At 69.3% G+C, this 18,513-nt stretch carries 17 protein-coding genes; 7 read left to right on the top strand and 10 right to left on the bottom strand.

Going from position 1 to position 18,513, the window contains the following annotated elements; genetic code table 11:
- Positions 1-175: 175 nt before the first annotated feature.
- Positions 176-1,723, bottom strand: a complete 1,548-nt coding sequence (locus tag ABDZ66_RS01770; protein ID WP_343755382.1) for an alanine/glycine:cation symporter family protein — start codon at positions 1,721-1,723, stop codon at positions 176-178.
- Between the two features lie 214 nt (positions 1,724-1,937).
- Between ABDZ66_RS01770 and ABDZ66_RS01775 the strand changes: the two genes are divergently transcribed.
- Complete coding sequence (locus ABDZ66_RS01775; protein ID WP_343755384.1) at positions 1,938-2,723, top strand: MerR family transcriptional regulator; 786 nt, start codon at positions 1,938-1,940, stop codon at positions 2,721-2,723.
- Between the two features lie 31 nt (positions 2,724-2,754).
- On the opposite strand, the gene ABDZ66_RS01780 is transcribed toward ABDZ66_RS01775, so the two are convergent.
- From ABDZ66_RS01780 to ABDZ66_RS01790, 3 genes are all read right to left on the bottom strand, one after another.
- Positions 2,755-3,771 carry a helix-turn-helix transcriptional regulator gene (locus ABDZ66_RS01780; RefSeq protein ID WP_343755386.1) on the bottom strand — a complete coding sequence of 339 codons (1,017 nt, stop codon included), beginning with the start codon at positions 3,769-3,771 and terminating at the stop codon, positions 2,755-2,757.
- Between the two features lie 173 nt (positions 3,772-3,944).
- Complete coding sequence (locus ABDZ66_RS01785) at positions 3,945-5,540, bottom strand: AfsR/SARP family transcriptional regulator (RefSeq protein WP_343755388.1); 1,596 nt, start codon at positions 5,538-5,540, stop codon at positions 3,945-3,947.
- Between the two features lie 555 nt (positions 5,541-6,095).
- Positions 6,096-6,794, bottom strand: a complete 699-nt coding sequence (locus ABDZ66_RS01790; protein ID WP_343755390.1) for an amino acid ABC transporter permease — start codon at positions 6,792-6,794, stop codon at positions 6,096-6,098.
- A gap of 653 nt (positions 6,795-7,447) precedes the next feature.
- Between ABDZ66_RS01790 and ABDZ66_RS01795 the strand changes: the two genes are divergently transcribed.
- Both ABDZ66_RS01795 and ABDZ66_RS01800 read left to right on the top strand, forming a co-directional pair.
- The gene (locus ABDZ66_RS01795) at positions 7,448-7,810 is read left to right on the top strand and encodes an SMR family transporter (RefSeq protein WP_343755392.1); all 363 of its coding nucleotides are present in this window, start codon (positions 7,448-7,450) and stop codon (positions 7,808-7,810) included.
- Complete coding sequence (locus ABDZ66_RS01800; RefSeq protein WP_343755394.1) at positions 7,807-8,127, top strand: SMR family transporter; 321 nt, start codon at positions 7,807-7,809, stop codon at positions 8,125-8,127. The genes ABDZ66_RS01795 and ABDZ66_RS01800 overlap by 4 nt, the downstream gene beginning before the upstream one ends.
- Positions 8,128-8,380: 253 nt before the next feature.
- Here the strand turns inward: ABDZ66_RS01800 and ABDZ66_RS01805 are convergent, their stop codons facing one another.
- A complete protein-coding gene (locus tag ABDZ66_RS01805) occupies positions 8,381-9,148 on the bottom strand; it encodes an ABC transporter substrate-binding protein (RefSeq protein ID WP_343755396.1) in 768 nt (255 codons plus the stop codon).
- A 44-nt stretch (positions 9,149-9,192) separates the two neighbouring features.
- Here ABDZ66_RS01805 and ABDZ66_RS01810 point away from each other — a divergent pair, with 44 nt between their 5' ends.
- Positions 9,193-9,651 (top strand): TlpA family protein disulfide reductase, encoded by a 459-nt coding sequence (locus ABDZ66_RS01810; RefSeq protein WP_343755398.1) that lies wholly within the window; start codon positions 9,193-9,195, stop codon positions 9,649-9,651.
- Here ABDZ66_RS01810 and ABDZ66_RS01815 read toward each other — a convergent pair.
- Both ABDZ66_RS01815 and ABDZ66_RS01820 read right to left on the bottom strand, forming a co-directional pair.
- Positions 9,648-10,760, bottom strand: coding sequence for a permease prefix domain 1-containing protein (locus ABDZ66_RS01815; protein ID WP_343755400.1), 1,113 nt, complete (start codon positions 10,758-10,760; stop codon positions 9,648-9,650). The two genes, ABDZ66_RS01810 and ABDZ66_RS01815, sit on opposite strands and share 4 nt — an antisense overlap.
- Positions 10,757-11,086, bottom strand: coding sequence for a PadR family transcriptional regulator (locus tag ABDZ66_RS01820; RefSeq protein WP_343755402.1), 330 nt, complete (start codon positions 11,084-11,086; stop codon positions 10,757-10,759). The genes ABDZ66_RS01815 and ABDZ66_RS01820 overlap by 4 nt, the downstream gene beginning before the upstream one ends.
- A 168-nt stretch (positions 11,087-11,254) precedes the next feature.
- Here ABDZ66_RS01820 and ABDZ66_RS01825 point away from each other — a divergent pair, with 168 nt between their 5' ends.
- Complete coding sequence (locus ABDZ66_RS01825; RefSeq protein ID WP_343755404.1) at positions 11,255-11,920, top strand: hypothetical protein; 666 nt, start codon at positions 11,255-11,257, stop codon at positions 11,918-11,920.
- A 25-nt stretch (positions 11,921-11,945) separates the two neighbouring features.
- On the opposite strand, the gene ABDZ66_RS01830 is transcribed toward ABDZ66_RS01825, so the two are convergent.
- The 3 genes from ABDZ66_RS01830 to ABDZ66_RS01840 form a co-directional block, all read right to left on the bottom strand.
- A complete protein-coding gene (locus ABDZ66_RS01830; RefSeq protein WP_343755406.1) occupies positions 11,946-12,419 on the bottom strand; it encodes a hypothetical protein in 474 nt (157 codons plus the stop codon).
- A 129-nt stretch (positions 12,420-12,548) separates the two neighbouring features.
- On the bottom strand, positions 12,549-13,688 hold the full coding sequence (locus ABDZ66_RS01835; protein WP_343755408.1) for an NAD(P)/FAD-dependent oxidoreductase: 1,140 nt from the start codon (positions 13,686-13,688) through the stop codon (positions 12,549-12,551).
- A 342-nt stretch (positions 13,689-14,030) separates the two neighbouring features.
- Entirely contained in the window at positions 14,031-15,212 is a 1,182-nt protein-coding gene (locus tag ABDZ66_RS01840) for a transcriptional regulator (RefSeq protein WP_343755410.1), read from the bottom strand.
- A 242-nt stretch (positions 15,213-15,454) separates the two neighbouring features.
- Between ABDZ66_RS01840 and ABDZ66_RS01845 the strand changes: the two genes are divergently transcribed.
- Entirely contained in the window at positions 15,455-15,940 is a 486-nt protein-coding gene (locus ABDZ66_RS01845; protein ID WP_343755412.1) for a (2Fe-2S)-binding protein, read from the top strand.
- A 126-nt stretch (positions 15,941-16,066) separates the two neighbouring features.
- Entirely contained in the window at positions 16,067-18,454 is a 2,388-nt protein-coding gene (locus ABDZ66_RS01850; protein WP_343755414.1) for a xanthine dehydrogenase family protein molybdopterin-binding subunit, read from the top strand.
- Positions 18,455-18,513: the final 59 nt, after the last annotated feature.

The following is an 18,513-nucleotide window of genomic DNA, read 5'->3' on the forward strand; positions in this document are numbered from 1 at the left end:
CCGCCCGGAAGCCGCGTGATTCGGACTGCCGTTTGTTTCGTTCACAGATCGGAACACCACCGATCTGTCAACGCCACGTCCGGAACCCGCCCAGCTCCTCCTCTGCGGCGCAGCTCTCCGGGTCGCATCTGCTCGGACTGAAAGGTGGTGGCAACCCATTCAAGCGGAGTGCGTGTTACTGGCCGGGCGTGGCAGGCTGGACCCGGCCAGCCTGGAGGTCGGCGCGGTAGTTCGCCAGTTCCCGTTTCACGACGGGGAGCATCAGGTACAGCCCGATGATGTTCGGGACGCTCATGATGAACAGCATCGCGTCACTCAGGTCGATCACGGCGCCCAGGTCCATGCTCGCGCCGATCACGATGAACAGCAGGAACACCCCCTTGAAGATGTTCGTGGCGACCTCGCTGGGACCGAACAGGTAACGCACGGCGCGCGTGCCGTAGTACGCGTAACTGATCATGGTGGAGTACGCGAACATCAGGACCGCCACGGTCAGCAGCCAGCTGAACCACGGCGCGACGCTGCGGAAGGCGGTGTCCGTGATGCCCACGCCGTCCAGGCCTGCCCGGGTATACGCGCCGGTCACGACGATGGCGAGCGCGGTCATGGTGCAGATGACCACCGTGTCGATGAACGGTTCGAGCAGGCCCACGAATCCCTCCGTGACGGGCCGCTGGGTCTTGACCGGACTGTGCGCGATGGACGCCGTGCCGATCCCGGCCTCGTTGCTGAACGTGGCGCGCCGGATGCCCTGGATCATCACGCCGATCACGCCGCCCGTCACGCCCTGCGGTGAGAACGCGCCCTGCCAGATGGCGTTGAAGGCCGCCGGAATGGCGCCGGCGTTCGTGATCAGGATCACGATCACGGACCCCACGTACAGCACCGCCATGACCGGCACGAGTTTCCCCGTCACGTTCGCGATCGAGCGGATACCGCCCAGGATGACCGCCCCGACCAGCGCCGCGAGGACCAGGCCGGCCAGCCAGCCGTTCCCGGCCAGCGGACTGGCGGCGCCGCCCGTGGCGTTCACCAGCTGCTGGAACGCCTGGTTGCTCTGGAACATGTTCCCGCCCCCCAGACTGGCGAAGACCATGCACACCGCGAACACCGACGCCATGACGCGCCCCAGCCCGGCGCGGCCCAGTTCGGCCAGTCCGTCGCGCAGGTAGAACATGGGGCCGCCGTCCACCCGTCCGTCCGGCTGGATCTGGCGGTACTTCACGCCCAGCGTGCATTCCACGAACTTGGTGCTCATGCCCAGCAGGCCCGCCAGGATCATCCAGAAGGTCGCGCCGGGTCCGCCGAGGCTGATGGCGACCGCCACGCCCGCGATGTTGCCCAGACCGACCGTGCCGGACACGGCGGTCGACAGCGCCTGGAAATGCGTGATGGTGCCGGGCGTGTCTGCGCCGGGCGTGTCGAAGCGGCCCCGGACGATCTGGATGGCGTGCCAGAACCCGGTCAGGTTCACGAAGCGGAAACTGACGGTGCAGACGACCGCGGCCAGCAGCAGCCACATGACGATCAGGGGAACCGGGACGCCAGCGACCGGCACGCTGGCGAACACCACGTCACTCAGAAAGGAACTGACGGGCGAGACGACCGAATTGATGCGGGCGTCGAAACTCGCCTCAGGGGCGGCGGGAGTGGCCAGGGCCGTGGCCGTCAGGAAGGACAGGCAGACTGCCAGCCGTCCGGGGGATGGAAAATTTGAACTCATGAAGGTTCACCCTACCGAGCGGACCTTCATGAAGATGAAACGCCCCTGAAGGACGCGCCCGGTCAGGTCCGTTCCACCCTGTGGTTCTGCCGCGCGGGCGGTGGCCGGACCCGGCGGGCCCATCATGAAGACGGGCGGCGCAGCTCACCGGGGGGGCCGCGCTCCCCGCTTGACCCTCACGTGGCGGGAGGGCCTACGCTGCCTTTCAGGAGGGATGGCCCTGGACGAGCAGCGCTGGACGGTGGGGGAGGTCGCGGCCCTGACGGGCGTGAGCGTCCGTACCCTGCACCATTACGACGAGATCGGGCTGCTGCGCCCCGCCGAGCGCAGCGACGGGAATTACCGCCTGTACACGCCGGGTGATCTGGCGCGGCTGCGGCGGGTGCTGACGTGGCGGGCGCTGGGCGTGCCCCTGGCCGAGGTGGCGGGTGTGCTGGACGCCCCGCCGGACCTGGAACGCGAGGCCCTGCGCGCGCACGCCGGGCGGCTGCGCGAGGACCTGCGCCGCGCCGAGCACACGCTGCGGGAGGTGCAGGCCCGCCTGAAGGCCCTGGAGGACGGGGCAGAGGAGACCACCATGACGAACGAGGACGTGAAGGCCGTGTTCGACGGATTCGACCCCGCGCCCTACGAGGCCGAGGCCCGCGAACGCTGGGGCGAGACGGACGCCTACCGCCAGAGTGCCGCGCGCGCGGCCCGGTACGGCAGGGCTGACTGGGCGCGCATCCGCGCGGAGATGGACGCCATCACCGCCGGGTACGTGGACCTGATGGACGCGGGCGTACCCCCCACCGACGCGCGGGCGCAGGCGGTCGCGGCGCGGCACCGCGCGCACATCAGCGGGGCGTACTACGACGCGTCGGCGCAGATGATGCGCGGGCTGGCGCAGATGTGGGTGGCGGACGGGCGCTTCACGCGGACCATCGACCGGGCGCGGGCCGGACTGGCCGCGTACCAGAGTGCCGCCGTGACCGCCTGGGCCGACGCGCAGGCGGAGTAGCGGGCGGGGAGAGGCTGCGCCCGCGCGTCCGTCACGCCGCGCCGTGCCGCACGAACCGGGTGGGGGGCTGCGCGGCGACCTCGGCGGCTTCGCGCGTGAGGCGCTGCCACCCGGCGCGCACCCCGTCCGGGCCGAGCACCTGCACCTGCGGCCCCCAGGACAGCAGCCACGGGAGGACGCCGCGCGCCGTGCCTCCGGCGTCCAGCGGGGTCAGCAGCGGCGCGTCCACGCTGCCGTCCGGGTTGATGCTCGGCTCGCCCAGGCAGGCGTGCCCGCCTTCCAGCACGCGGAATTTCGCCTCGCCGGTGAAGCGCAGCGTGACGGTCACGCTGCCTGCCTCCTCGGCGGGCAGCGGCGTGCTGGGCAGGGCGGGCGTCTGAGCCGGGTCGAGGAGGTCGGGTGTGAAGGTGTCCGGGTCCAGCGTGACGTGCAGCATCCGGCCCAGGCGGTAGGTGCGGACCTCGCCCGCGTGGTCGGGGTCGCGGCCCACGACGAGCAGGTCGCCGCTGACCGGGTGCGCCTCGATCCGCAGGGGGTGCAGCCGCGCGGCGCGCCGCGTGCCGGGCTGCCATTCCTGGAAGCGGATGGGGCGGCAGGCCAGCCACGCCTGCGTGACGAGGGTGAGGGCGTGTTCCAGCGCGGAGGGCCGTGCGGTGCGGGCCTGGACTGGTCGGGCCTGGGCTGGCAGCGCCGCGCGGACATGTGCGGGCAGGGCGGCGGCCAGCGTGGCGCGCAGCGGGGCGAGGGTGGCCGCCGGTTCGCTCCCGCGCGCCGCGAGGGCGTCCAGGCCGCGCAGCAGCGTCAGCCGCGCCGCGTCGTCCAGTTCCGGTGCCCCGATGACGTATCCCTGGGGTGGGCCGGGCTGCACGTGCAGGTCGGGTTCCAGGCGTTCCAGTTGGCGCAGGTCACGGGCCGTGACGGCCAGGGACTGACCGGTGGCTGCCGCGAGTTCCGCGATGGTGTGGGGCCGGGCGCGCAGCAGGCGTGCCAGGAGGAACAGGCGCTGGACGGGGCTCTGGACACGCTCGGTCGGCTCGTCGGGGGTCATGCCTCCAGTCTGCGGAGCGGGTGTCCGCAGAACGTCCACGTTTCTGAGAATGCAATCTCAGCAGTGGGTCATACGGATTCCGTTTGTTTCGCCGACAATCCGGAACCCGCCCAGCTCCCACTCGCTTCGCTCGGATTGAACGGGCCTTGCAGCCCATTCAATCGGAGTCCGTATCACTCCGGTACGCCGGCCAGGGCCCGCTCCTCCCGCCACTCCAGCACCCACGGGTCGAAGCGGCCCTCGCAGAAGAAATCCTCCCGTCCCCGCTCCGGCAGCGTGGGCTCCTCCCAGCGCGGCCCGTCCGACAGTCGCAGCACGCCCCCGTCCACGCTCAGCGCCTGCGGCCAGCCCAGCAGCCCACGCAGCGCCGCCGCCGCCGCACTCAGCGCCTTGCGCCGCGCGGTCGGTGTCCTGCCCGGCAGGTCCAGCGCGTCCAGCGCCCGCTCGCGCGACACCTGCCCCCCCGCCGTCACCAGCAGCGCCAGCAGGCCCGCCTCGGGCCGCGTCGAACGCAGCGGCAACTCGTCCCCGGACATCCACACCCGCACCGGCCCGGCCAGACTGACCCGCACCGTCCACTCCGGCGGCGTGAACGTCACCACCCCGTACTGCTCCAGCAGCGCGGGCAGGTACGCGCGCACCCATGACCACCGCAGCGTCGCCAGCTGCGCGCGGATGCCGTCGCCCGGCGGCAGCGGCTCGCCCCCCGCCTGCCGGGCGCACTCCGCGCGGGCCAGCCACGAGAGGGTTCCGGCATGCTGCGCGTAACTGTCCGCGCGGCTCAGGGCTTCCTGGGCGCGCGGCAGATCCCCCGCGTGCAGGTACGCCAGCGTCAGGTGGTTGAGGATCGCGTGCCGACCCGAGTCCAGCACCCGGTGCAGGGCGGCCGCCTCCTGCGCCATGAGGACGGCCTCGAACGTCTGCCCCATGAGGGCCAGGGCCTTTGCACCCATGACCAGCGTCGAGGCCAGCCGATCAGGAGCCGAGGCGTGCTCGCGGGCCGAGATGGCCGTGTGGACCGTGATGGGGTACTGAGCCAGGCTCACGGTCAGCAGGACCCGTGACAGGAACAGCTCTGAGGAGAGCAGGCCATCCTGAGCTACCGATTCCGCCTTCCGCAGGGTCTTGAGCGCTGCGCCCGGTTGGTTGGTGTCGAGGGCGATGGACACGAGCGTCCGGTAGACGTAGGTGGAGGTCGTCGGGTCGTGCCGCAGGTCACCCAGCGCCCACGTGAGTTCGCTGGTCGCCTCGCCCAGTTCCAAGTGCTGTTGCAGGTCGAAAGCGAACTGAACGCGGGCCATGCCCCGGTAGAAGGGGAGGGACTCAGCAATCTGAAACCGGTACAGCTCCTTCCAGTGGGGGTGATCGAGCATGGCGGCCGCACCCGCCAGTTGCGTGAGGGTCAGCGAACGGGTGGGGCCGTCGGGTGCCTGCAGGACGCTGAAGCGCGCGAGGTTCAGGGCCACTTCGCTGCGCCGGTGAATCAGGTGCAGGTGCGCCCGGAACGGCAGGAGCTGTTCGGCCGGTCGGGTGTCCAGCAGGTCGTCGAGCTGGCGGTGCTGCATGCCCCGGAAGGAAAGCCAGGCCAGGGCGAGACCGCCCAGTTCGCTCCTGAGCCAGTCCTGCGGCACCTCCGGCAGGGCCGCGATGAGTGGGAGGACGTCTGCCGCTCTGTGGGCGTGTTGTGCCGCCCGGATCAGGTGCCTCAGCGTTCCCTCTGCGTCGTCACGGAGGAGCAGTTGACGGAGCGGGATGAGGGGATCAGCCACAGCGAGAGAGTAGCGGGCTTTGGCTAACCACGGGGCCGATCTTCGTCACCTGCCAGGAACGGCGAGCTCGGCACATGGGCGGTATTGCTGAGCAGGCGGAAGATCCAGATCAAAAAATACGCTGAAAACATAACAAAGTTCCAGTCGCGGCCTGTCCGGTGTCCGTGGGGTGCCGGATGGTCTGGGCCGACTGTGGGTGGGGGAGGTGGCGCGGCCACCAGAGCGGGATGTCACCCGCTTCGGGCCGCCAGTGGGCGTGGAACGCCGTTCACCTCCGGCATCGCTGGGGTGAAGGGTCCGGGTGGAACGCAGATTGAATCGGAGAATTCAGGGTCGGTCGGGGGTGCCCTGACGACTATGTAAAGTATAGAACAATGTCATGTATTTAGCAAATAACAGAATGAGCGTAGGGGGGAATGCGCCACCTCATGCAGGGCGCACACGCCAGATCGCCGACCTCACCCCAGGCGTGCAGCAGGCCACAACCCCTACCGCCATGCGAAAAACGGCAGGCAAAAAGGCGACCCACGCCGCCTCGATTCACCGGCCCTGCCTTCAGATCACCCGGCGTTCCGGCAACGTCACGCCCCGACTCAGGCGCGCCTCCAGCCCACGCACCACCCGCGACAGCGCGAACGTCAGCCCGAAATACACCAGCGCCAGCACCGCGTACACCTCGAACTGCCGGTACGTCGCGTTCGTGATGAACCGCCCCTGACTGAACAGCTCCTGCAACGTCACCGCGCTTGCCAGACTGCTGCCCAGGATCAGGCTGATGAACTCGTTCCCCAGTGCGGGCAGCGCCACCCGCCACGCCTGCGGCAGCACCACGAAGCGCAGCGCCTGAACGCGGCTGAGCCCCAGACTCCGCGCCGCCTCCGCCTGCCCCGCCGGAACGCTGCTGATCCCGCCGCGCACGATCTCACTCGTGTACGCCGCCGAGTACAGCCCCAGCGCGAGCACCGCCGCCGGAAAATCCGGCAGGGTCACCCCCAGCGTCGGCAGACCGTAGTACACCACCGACAGCAGCACGATCAGCGGAATGCCGCGCACCACCGTCACGTAGGCGTCCCCCAGCCGCCCCAGCACCGGCACGCGCAGCACCCTCAATGCCCCCAGCGCCGTCCCCACCAGCACCGACACGGCAAGGGCGCACACGCTCACCGCCAGCGTCAGGCCCAGACCCGACAGCAGCAGGCGAGGATACTCCCCCGACAGCACCGCCCGGAACCCCTCCAGCACCTCGTTCAACACGCACTCCGCCCCGCACGGAACAAGCGAACGGCACCGCCAGACACCCACCAGAACACCATCACGCCCCCGAGCATAGCCCCGGCGCGCTCCATCACGCGCGGACGGACGCCCCACACCCGGCCCGCCCCGCCCCGGCCGTTCACGAAACGTGAATGCGCAGACGGTCAGCTGATACCGACCCGGTAAGCTGAACACCAGCGGGTCAACGTGACCTGCCCTTCGACCGGGCCCCTGCCCCGCACCAGCGCGGCGGACGAGGTCCCACCCGCACCGGCGGGTGCCACAGGAAGAGTGAACCACCATGTGCATCACCTGGACGAACACCAGCCGCGCCGCACAACTCAGCATCCGCCTGGACCGCCCGCCCCCCGGAGCCACCCAGGCCACCTGATACGGATTCCGTCTGTTTCGCCGACAATCCGGAACTTCACCGGATTGCCAGCTCCACGCCCGGAATCCGCTCTGCTCCGCAGCTCTACGAGTCCGCCCGGATTGAACGGTTTTTGCAAACCCTTCAACCGGAGTCCGTATGGCACGCACCCGCCTCGCACGGAGCGGCACGTGCCCCCTGCACACCCGGACCCGCCACCCGCGCGGCCCGGCGTGCCCCCCGAACTCACCCCGCCCACGCGGGGAAGGACCGGTGTTCCCCCATGCGCGCCTGGACGGCGCTTCTCTCCGCCATTGCCCTGGAAGTCACAGGAACCCTCAGCCTCAAGGTGTTCACGACCGCCCCGTTCACCACTGCCGCCACGCCCGGCCTGCAACTGATCTTCACGTACGCCCTGCTCGCCGCGTCCTACGTGCTGCTGTCCCGCGCGTTCCGGCAGATTCCGGTCGCCGTGGCCTTCGCCGTCTGGGAAGCCGCCGGACTGCTCCTGATCACCTGCCTGGGCGCCCTGATCCTCGGCGAACACCTGCGCCCCGCCCAGCTGCTCGCCATGCTTGCCCTGGGAGTCGGCGCGGCCCTCCTGCACCGCGGCACACGCCCCCCCACCCAACCGGTGGGCGCATGAACGCCACGCCCATCCTGCTGATCGTCGGTGCCGTCACCCTCGACGTCCTGGCCAACGTCCTGCTCAAGAAATCCGACGGGTTCCGCCACCGGCGACCCGGACTGGCCGCCGTCGCCGTGATCCTGTTGGCATTCACGCTGCTGGGCGTCGCCGTGCAGCACATGCCCGTCGCCGTCGCCTACGCCGCGTGGGGCGGCCTGGGCATCGTCACCACCGCCCTGCTCAGCCGCCGCATCGACGGCGTGCGCCTGACCCCCACCGCCTGGGCCGGCGTCGCCCTGATCCTCGGCAGCGTCGCCGTGCTCAGCAGCCACTGACCCGCACCCCGTCCCTCTCCCACCCTGCGGGCCGCTCTCCGGGTTGCAACCGCCCGGATCGAACGGTTTTGGTCGACCGTGCCATCGGAGCCCGTCTTATAAGGATTCCGTCTGTTCCGTTAACAACCCGGAACGTCGCCGGGGTGCCAACTCCACGCCCGGAACCCGTTTCTCTCCTCCTCTGCGGAGCAGCGCTACGAGTCGCCTCCGCTCGGATTGAAGCGGCTTGCAGCCCCTTCAATCCGAGCCCGTCTTACTTCTGCACGATCCACTTCTTCAGCAGGTTCTGGTACTCCCCGCTGGCCTTCAGTCGCGCCAGCGTCCCGTTCGCGGCGGCCGCCAGATCGCTGCCCTTGCCGAACACCATGCCGTAATCCTCGGCGGCCAGGTCCTTCCCGGCCTGCTCGAACTGCCCCGGCAGGCGCTTTTTCAGGTCGTCCACCGTCGGCGCGTCTCCCACCAGCGCCGCGATCCGCCCCGCCCGGACGTCCGCCAGTCCCGCCGCGAAATCGTCGTACACCTTCAGCGCCGCGCCCCTGGGTTTCAGCGTGTCGTTCGCCACGAACTGCCCGGTCGTGTTCCCCTGCACGCCGATCACCTTCCCCTTCACGCTCGCAGGCCACGCGAACTTCCCGGGATTCCCGGCCCGCACGATGAACACCTGCGCCGACCGGAAGTACGGATTGCTGAACGACACGACCTTCGCCCGCTCGGGCGTGATCGTGATCGCACTGATCGCCATGTCCACCCGGCCCGACGTGACCGCCTGCGGCATCAGCGCCCCGAACCCCACCGCGCGGATCTCGAGCCGCACGCCCAGGTCCTTCGCCACCGCCCGCGCGATATCGATCTCGAAGCCCTGAATCGTCCCGTCCGGCCCCTTGAACTCGAACGGCGCGAACGTCGGATCCGTCCCCAGCACCAGCACGCCCTTCTTCTTCACCCCGGCCACCGTCGCCGCCTGGGTCACGCCCGCCACCGCCACGCCCAGCACCGCCGCAATCATCACGAAACGCTTCATGCGCCCAGCATAGGACCGCCCCGCCAGTCCAGTACGCTGCCTGCATGGATTGGCCCGCCCCCACCGACTTCGTCCACGGCGACCCCCTCCCCCCACCACAGGACTGGGCGCGGCCCGGCCTCGTCATGACCTTCAACCTCGAATGCCCCGGCTGCGTCTCGCGCGGTATCCCGTTCCTCAAACGCCTGCATGCCGAATTCGGCGACGCCGTGCACCTGCTGGCCGTGCACACCAGCCACGGACACCGCCTCCTGCCCAGAGGGGACGTCGAACCCACCCTGAAAAAATTCGCGCAGACCTACGCGAAACTCCCGTTCCCCGTCGCCCTCGACCTCAGCGGCACCCTCGCCCGGCACTGGCACACCGAAGGCACCCCCCACTGGCTCGCCTTCGCGCCCGGCGGCGACCTGATCCGCAGCGTGTACGGCAGTCAGGAGAACGCCCAGACCAGACTCCAGTACCTCCTGGAAGAATGGACCGGGCGCAGTGGGGACGAGGGTTAGCGGGCGTCCGAGGTCGCCTGGGCAGGCACGAACACGCCGGATCGAAGGTCGTTCAGGGGCAGGTTCGTGATCCGCACGAGCAGGGCGCTGCGGCGGCCCCCGGACAGGTACGGCCCGAGCTGATCGAGGCTGGAGACGAACCGGAGCTGCCGGTCCTGACTGTGGACGCTCAGCCGCCCCTGGGTGTCCACCTTGCCGGTGTCCACCATGAAGTGCGTGCCGCCGCGACTGGTGACGAGCATGACGGCCTCACCCGCCCTGAGTCCCGTCGAGATCAGGTGTTCAGGGCCGGTCTTTTCCTCGACAAAGTAACTGCCCCAGATGGGCTGGCCGGTCAGCGCCGACAGGAACACGCTGTTGCTGGAGTTGTAGAACGCAGCCCCGATGTCCTCCGGGCCTGCATTCAGCAGGAGGGTGGCGTTGCCCACCTGCATGCGTGGGGAGGTGTACCCGCTGAAGCGTACGGAACGGGCCTGGACCAGCAGGTTGACGACGCTGCTGGCCTCGAAGAACGCCGCGCCGTGACGGGTAAACCGCGCGTTGACTGAAGTGCCCCCCAGGGTCAGCGACCGGCCATCCCGGCTGAGCGTGATCCCCTGGGCATCCAGGGCTCGGGTGACGTCGGTGCCTTTCAGGAAGACACCCTTGTTCACCCCGTTGTCATTGAAGGTGTAACAGGTAACGCCGCCTTTTTCACTGACGATGGTGATGTTGTCTCCGGAGGGTTTGGTGCCGCGCGCGCAGCTCGGCTTGACGGGTGCCTGCCGGACGACGGTGAGGGTCGTGCTGGTCGCGCCGCTACCCGCGAGGGCGTAGAGTCCGGCGCTGATGCCGAGGGCGAGGGTTGTGGTGGCCAGGATGAGTTTCGGCATGGTGTACACCTTTGCCATGCCCAGGGTCACGCGGGCGGGTGGCCCGAGTTCATGGATTGCCTGGGCGGTGGCCTGAGTGGGGGTGAGGCCGGTCAGGATCAGGTGGTCGGCGCGCGTCAGGACGTGCTCTTCGAGTTCGTCCCAGAGTTCCTGGCGGCGCGCCTCCGGCAGGCCCCAGGTGGCGCGCCGCAGGTACGCGGTCAGGGCGCGGGGGGTGGTGTGGGCGGCGGTGGTCATGTGCCGTTCCGGCCGAGCTGCTGCACGGCGCCGGTGAAGGCGGCGAATTCCTGGCGTTTGGCGTTCAGGGTGTCGCGGCCCCGGTCGGTGATGGCGTAGTACTTGCGGGGTTTGCCGTTGCGGCCGGTTTCGCCGTGCTGCGCGGCGAGCAGCCCCTCGGCTTCCAGGCGGTGCAGGGCGGGGTAGAGGCTGCCTTCCTTGAAGTCGAAGTACCCGCCGGTGCGGTCGCGGGCGGCCTGGATGATCGCGAAGCCGTACAGGGGCTGCTGTTCGAGGAGGGTCAGGAGGATCAGGTCGAGGTTGCCGCGCAGCAGGTCTGGGTTCATGGGTGCTCCGGTGTGGGGCTTTGGCCGCGTGGCGTCCCGCGTGGTTGCCGCCCCTGCATAGCTATGTCTGTCTACATAGTCTGCCTTGGTTGGCTCGCTGTCAAGCCCAGTCTGTCTATGTAGTGGGTGGCCGATGCACCGGAGGGACTGAACGGCCACACTGGATCCATGCGCCCCTGGATGCTGACCGCCCCGCAGACCACCCTCTCCGAATCTGCCACCACCGCATTCCAGGCCGCGTGGGACGCCTGCGACCCGGCGCTCCTGCCGCCCGAGACACCCCGCTGGCTGTTCCTGCGCTGGCTTCAGGGGCAGGGCGTCCTGTTCCACGGCTCCCCGCAGGCCGGACTGACCGTCTTCGAGCCGCGCACGCCGCATGACCTGAGCGCCGACGACTTCAGCAAACGTACGGGCGTGTTCGCCACCTCCGACGCGCTGTGGGCCTTGATGTACGCCCTGCGGGAGCGCAGTCGGGTGAAGCGCATGGTGAACGCTGCCCTGCAGGTGCAGCAGACGGGCAGTTGGAGCGAGACACGGTACTTCCTGTCTCTGGCCCCACAACCGGACCTGACCGTGACGGGTGGTCAGGAACTGCTCTCGACCGGCTTCGTGTACGTCCTGCCACCAGACGGCTTCGAGCGGATGCCGGACTATGACTGGCCGGGTCTGGGACGGGTGCGCGAACCGCACCTGATCTGCCCGCAGCCTGTCCGGCCACTGCTGTCGGTGCCGGTCACGCCGGCCGACTTTCCCCTGCCGGTGCGATTGCACGACGCCGCCACGGTCGACGCCCGTTGCGCGGCCGATCCGTGGGGGTTTCCCTGGCTGGACTGATCCGGATTCAGGGGATTCCCGGTGGTCAGGGCGTCTGCTCTTCCACGTTCAGGGTGCTGCTGTCGGTGTTCTCGCTGGTCACGTCGGGGGCGGGTTCGGTGTACGTGCCGGCCTGCTCCGCGGCCGCTTCGGCGTCGCCACGGTCCACGTAGCGGAACGTTTCGTCGTTCAGGCTGGTGACGGTGACGGTGTAGTCGCTCAGGCGCCGGGGGTCCAGGGTCACGGCGCTCGCCTTGACGGTGGCGGCCATGTCGGCGCTCAGGGCGTAGTCGCCCAGCAGGGCTGAGGTGCAGGGCTGGCCGTTCAGTCCGGCGGGCAGTTGCTGGGGCGTGGCGGTGGCGCGGGCGCGTTCGAGGGCCGTGACGCACTGCGTCCGGAAGTACAGGGCGTTGTCGTGCCGGAGTTGCCGGGCGCGTTTCTCGTTGTGGGCTTCGAACATGCCGCTGCACGAGGCCAGCGCGGCGGGCAGGGCCAGGATCAGCAGGAGGGGAAGGCGCATGACCCGAGTGTAGATGCCGGGGAAACAGCCGGAGACCGCAGGTGTGGAGGGTAGGCCAGAGGGCCTACCGCGCGAAAGAGACCCCCGGCGCCACGTGGGGGCTCGGGGGTCCTGGGGAACGAACTGGCTTCAGTCGATGCTGACGCGCCAGCGCCATTCGCTCGCGCGTTTCATGACGTGGGCGATGCCGCCGGTGATGGCGAGCTTCTGGTTCCAGGGGAGTTTCATCCAGCCGACGGCCATCAGGCCGCCCAGGCTGACGAATTCGCCCAGGGTGGTGGGTTCGTAGGCTTCGAGTTCCTCACCCTTGACCATTCGCATGATGTTCTTGCCGGTCAGGCGGCCCTGCTGTCCGGCGTGCTGGGCGGTGGTGGGGACGGGTTTGCCTTCCTGGTTGAGGGCCAGGCCCATGTCACCGATGATGAACACGTCGGGGTAGCCCTTGGCGCGGAGTTTGTCGTCCACGGCGATGCGGCCGCCGGGGCCTTTTTCCAGCTTCTCGCCCCGGACGATGTCGCGGGCCTGGATGCCGCCGGTCCAGATGATCTTGCCGGCGCCGATGACCTTCTGTTCGCCGTCGGCGGTCTGCACGGTGACGCTGTCGGCGGTGGCCTGCATCAGGCGGTGCCCGACGAGGATGTGGATGCCGTACTCCTCGAGGGTTTTCTGGGCCTTGGCGCGCAGGCCGTCGTCGAGGATCGGGAGGATCTTGGGACCGGCCTCGACGAGGTAGATGTTGAAGGGGGGCAGGCCGCGTTCCTTGCTGAGCAGCTGGGCGCGCTGCGCGAGTTCCGTGACGAGTTCCACGCCGGTCAGGCCCGCGCCGCCGACGACGATGTCGCGGTTGCCCTGGTACTCGGTGGTGTAGGCGCGGTTGACGAAGTTGAAGATGTCGTCGGCGTCGCTGAGCTGCTTGAGTTCGGCGGCGTTCTCGGCCAGGCCGGGAATGCGGTAGAAGTTGGTGACGCTGCCCAGCCCGACGACCAGGGTGTCGTAGGTGAGGACGCGGCCGTCTTTCAGGGTGACTTCACGGTCGTCGAGGTTCACGCCTTCGACCTGGGCCTGTTCGAGGTTCACGCCGGTGCCGCGCAGCAGCGGGGCCAGGGGCAGGGTGACGCGGGTGTTGTGTGCGGCGGCCTCGTGGAGGCGGGTTTCGAAGGTGTGGTAGGCGTTCTGCTCGACCATCAGCGCTTCGAGTCCGGGCGCGGGTTTCATTTTCGTGGCGACAGCAAGGCCGGAGTAACCAGCACCGAGGATGAGGGTCTTCATGTCAATCTCCTGTGAACGAATTCACGAGTTCTGTGGGCGGTCGGCCTACTCCCCCGCAAACACCGTCGGAACCACACGTCCCGAATCGGCAACAGTGTACATCCTACACCAAATCGGACTTGCGTGACCCGCTCCATCACAACACCATGAAGACCCCCCCGCACAACGCAGGAACAACCACAATGCCCCATCCAGCGTCCCGGAGCCCTGATCACCCCCCACGGCCCGCTGTCCGGCGCCCCGGACAGCCCCCGCCCGAACGCTCCGCCTCCACGCGCCCCCGCCCGGACCGCAGGCCCCCGCCGACACCCGCTGTCCGGGCAGGGACGCCACACGCCGGCGCTAGCGCACGGCCAGCAGGGCCGCGCGGCGCGCCCGCACCACCTCCCGCCGCGCGTCGCCCGCCTCCAGCAGCGACTCCAGCAGCGCCAACGCCTCCAGGTCATCGAAGCGCGCCGCGTACCGCCACAGCAACGCCGGATCCCGCCGCCCGCACACCGCGCGCCGCAGCGCCCCGTCCAGGTACGACCGCCAGTACGACAGCAGCGGCGACTCGCTCAACGGCAGCGGCGGCCCGTCGAACAGATCCAGCGCCCCGTCCAGCGCCCCGGCCAGCAGCAGCCCCTCCAGCCGCGTCACATCCAGCTCCACCGGCACCGACAGCCGGTACGGCCGCGACGCGATCTGCCCGCCCAGCAGGCCCCGCAGGGTGCTGACCTCGGACTTCAGGGTGCTGGACGTGATGGGCGCGTCCCCGTACACGTGCGCGTGCAGGGCGTCCAGCGTCAGGCCCTCCGGGTGCAGCGCCAGGACCGCCAGCAACTCCAGCTGCCGGGGGGTCAGGTGCAGGCAGCGCCCGCCCAGCTGCACCAGCGGCGTCCCGCACAGCCGCACCCGCAGCGTCACCTGCGGCCCCTGCGCCAGCTGCGCCTCGATGCGCTGCGCGTAATGCTGCGCGCTCGCCAGGCCCAGCGGCGTGCTCTGCTCCCACACGGTACTCAGGTTCAGGACGCCCAGCAGCGTTCCCTGCGCGTCCCGCAGCGGCGCGCCGTAACACACCCAGTCGTGGACCGCCTGCACGTAATGCTCGGCGGCGAACACCCGCACCGCCGTCCGCTCGCGCAGCGCCAGCGCCAGCGCGTTCGTGCCCACGCTGCCCTCGTCCCAGTGGCCGCCCGGCACGAAATTCAGCGCCTGCCCCAGCCGCTGCATGCGCGCGCTGCCGGCCGTCCAGAGCAGCTGCCCGCGCGCGTCGGCCAGCGCCACCATCAGGTCACCGTCCTGCGCCAGCGCCATCAGTTCCGGCCGCAGGTCCCGCGTGGCGAACTCCAGCGGCGACCCCGTCCAGGCGGGCGCCTGATCCGACACCGGGGCCGACACCCGGTCCGCCGGGACCGACGCGGCCGACCGCGCCCACGAGGCCAGCACGCCCGCCGGAACGCTCCGGTCCGGAACGCCGCGCGACACGAACCGCTGCCAGGCCGTCACGCGGCGCTGCCTTTCCAGTACGAGTCGCTCGTTCATGCCCACGCGCACACCCTCCCCGGTCCCACCGGCCTGCGCCGCCCGGTCACGCCCCCACCCGGTCCGGGGCGACACTGCCTTTCTCTGCTGACCGTTTCAGGCTACCACGCGCCGCCCGGGCGGACCCCGGCACCCTTTTCCAACCTTTTTTGTGTTTCAATGAACGCGTCACACAATCCAGTCCTGGCGGCCGGTCACAGGCAGCCGCCCCCACGCACCCCGCAGTCTCACCGGAGGCCCGCATGAACGTCACCCTGACCGTGAACGGCAAGTCCTACACCCGCGACGTGGAGCCCCGAACCCTCCTCGTTCACTTCCTGCGCGAGGAACTCCTGCTGACCGGCACGCACGTCGGCTGCGACACCAGCCAGTGCGGCGCCTGCACCGTCCACGTGAACGGCGACGCCGTGAAGAGCTGCACGCTGCTCGCCGTGCAGGCCGACGGCATGGACGTCACCACCATCGAGGGCATCGGCACGGTCGCGGACCTGCACGCCCTCCAGACCGGCTTCTGGGAGGAACACGGCCTGCAGTGCGGCTTCTGCACGCCCGGCATGATCATGAGCTCCGCCGAACTGCTCAGGCACACCCCCAACCCCACCGAGGACCAGATCCGCCACCACCTCGAAGGCAACTACTGCCGCTGCACCGGGTACCACAACATCGTCCGGGCCGTGCAGCACGCCGCGAGCGCCATGCAGGGCGCCAGTCAGGCCGCCGACGACTGAATCCGGGGGCCATGAGCTCTGAGCCGTGAGCTCAGAGCCCACGCGCCGCTTCCTCACAGCCCACAGCCCACAGCTCACAGGCCACAGCTCAGAGCCCACAGCCCACTCCCAGGGAGGCATCACCCCATGAGCGATACCAGAACCGAGAAGTACTTCGGACAGGCACTCAAGCGCAAGGAAGACCCGCGCTTCATCACGGGCACCGGCAACTACACCGACGACATCGTCATTCCCGGCATGCTGCACGCCGCGATGGTCCGCAGTCCCTACGCGCACGCGAAGATCAGCGGCATCAACAAGGACTCCGTGACGGGCCTGCCCGGCGTGGTGCACGTGCTGACCGGGCAGGACGTCGCGGACGCCGGGCTGGGCAGCATCCCGGTCGGGTGGCTGCTGCCGGACCTGAAAACCCCCGCGCACCCCGCCATCGCCCTGCATGAAGCCAACCACGTGGGCGACATCGTGGCCGTCGTGATCGCCGAGACCCGCGCGCAGGCCGAGGACGCCGCCGCCGCCCTGGAAGTCGACTACGACGCGCTGCCTGCCGTCTCCACCGCCAGCGCCGCCCTGAAAGAGGGCGCGCCCCTGGTGCACGACGACGTACCCGGCAACGTGGCCTTCAACTTCGAGATCGGGGACGAGGCCGCCACCAACGAGGCCTTCAAGGCCGCGCCCCGCCGGGTCAGCGTGAAACTCAAGAACCACCGCCTGATCGCCAACCCCATCGAGCCGCGCAGCAGCCTCGCGCAGTTCACGCCCGCCAGCGGCGAGTACCTGCTGTACACCACCAGCCAGAACCCCCACATTCACCGCCTGATCCTCGCGGCGTTCGTGATGAGCATCCCCGAACACAAACTGCGCGTGATTTCCCCCGACGTGGGCGGCGGCTTCGGCACCAAGATCTTCCAGTACCAGGAGGAAGTCATCGTGCTGCTCGCCGCGAGGCTGCTGGGCCGCGCCGTCAAGTGGACCGCGCGCCGCTCCGAGGCCTTCGTCAGTGACGCGCAGGGCCGCGACCACGAAACCGAGGCCGAACTGGCCCTGAGCAACGAGGGCAAGATCCTGGGCTTCCGCGTGAACACCCTGGCGAACCTCGGCGCGTACCAGACGCTGTTCGCGCCCGCCGTGCCCACCTACCTGTACGCCACGCTGCTGAACGGCGTGTACAAGATCCCCGCCATTCACGCGAAGGTCACGGGCGTCATGACGAACACCGTGCCTGTCGACGCCTACCGCGGCGCCGGCCGCCCCGAGGCCACGTACCTCGTCGAGCGGATCGTGGACATCGCCGCGCACGAACTGAACATGGACCCCGCCGAACTGCGCCGCCAGAACTTCATCCAGGCCGACGAGTTCCCGTACCAGACGCCCGTAGCCCTCGTGTACGACAGCGGCAACTACGAACCGGCCCTCGACAAGGCCATGACCATGATGAACTACCCGGCCCTGCGCGAGGAACAGCAGCGCATGAAAGGCAGCAACAAGATCCTGGGCGTCGGCCTGATCTCGTTCCTCGAAGCCTGCGGACTGGCCCCCAGCGCCCTCGTCGGGCAGCTCGGCGCGCAGGCCGGACAGTGGGAATCGAGCCTCGTGCGCGTGCACCCCACCGGGAAGGTCGAACTGTACACCGGCAGCCACAGCCACGGCCAGGGCCACGAGACCGCGTTCCCGCAGATCGCCGCCGACGAACTCCAGATTCCCATCGAGGACATCGACCTGATCCACGGTGACACCGGCCGCATGCCCTACGGCTGGGGCACCTACGGCAGCCGCTCGGCAGCGGTGGGCGGCAGCGCCCTGAAAGTCGCGCTGCAGAAGATCACCACCAAGATGAAGAAGATCGCCGCGCACCTCCTGGAAGCCAGCGTGGACGACATCGAGCACGAGGGCGGCGTGTTCCGCATCAAGGGCGCGCCCGAGAAGAGCAAGACCTTCTTCGACATCTCCCTGATGGCCCACCTGGCGCACAACTACCCCGAGGACCTCGAACCCGGCCTGGAAGCCACCGCTTTCTACGACCCCAAGAACTTCGTGTACCCCTTCGGCACGCACATCGCCGTCGTCGAGATCGACACCGACACCGGCCACGTGAAACTCCGCAACTACGGCTGCATCGACGACTGCGGCCCCCTGATCAACCCCCTGATCGCCGAGGGACAGGTGCACGGCGGCATCACGCAGGGCATGGGACAGGCGCTGCTGGAAGACGCCGCGTACGACGAGGACGGCAACCTGCTGGCCGGCACGTACATGGAGTACGCCATGCCCCGCGCCGACGACGTGCCCACCTTCCAGCTCGGGCACACCGTCACCCCCAGCCCCCACAACCCCCTGGGCGTCAAGGGCATCGGCGAGGCCGGCACCATCGCCAGCACCGCCGCCGTCGCCAACGCCGTCATGGACGCCCTGTGGCACGAGTGCGGCATCGCGCACCTCGACATGCCCTACACCGCCGAGAAAGTCTGGAAGGCCATCAGGGACGCCCGCAACCAGCCGCAGGCCGCCGACGACTAAGGCGTTGACAGGTGAAGGTTGATGGTTGATAGAAACCGCCAACCTTCTCTATCAACTGT

Source organism: Deinococcus depolymerans, assembly GCF_039522025.1.
Taxonomy (GTDB): domain Bacteria; phylum Deinococcota; class Deinococci; order Deinococcales; family Deinococcaceae; genus Deinococcus; species Deinococcus depolymerans.